Raw genomic sequence first — 229 nt, 5'->3', positions numbered from 1 at the left:
CAGCGTGCTGGCCACCGACATCGACATGCAGGCGCTGGCAGAACTGGAGGGACGGGACGGCCTGCGTACGCGGCGGCTGGATGTGACCGATGCGCAAGACATCCTGGCACTGGCCGGGCAGGAGAGGGCCTTTGACGCACTGCTCAACTGCGCGGGCTTCGTGCACCACGGCAGCATCCTGGACTGCAGTGACGAGGACTGGGCCTTTGCGTGGCAGCTCAACGTCACC

General features: G+C 66.4%; 1 protein-coding gene. It reads left to right on the top strand.

All coding sequences use genetic code 11. From position 1 onward, the window contains the following. On the top strand, nt 1-229 hold a 229-nt coding region (locus VJI94_RS08930; protein ID WP_324009122.1), incomplete at both ends, for an SDR family oxidoreductase.

This window comes from Parvimonas sp. D9 (assembly GCF_035282565.1).
Taxonomy (GTDB): domain Bacteria; phylum Bacillota; class Clostridia; order Tissierellales; family Peptoniphilaceae; genus Parvimonas; species Parvimonas micra.
This window is presented reverse-complemented; position numbering and strand designations above follow the sequence as displayed.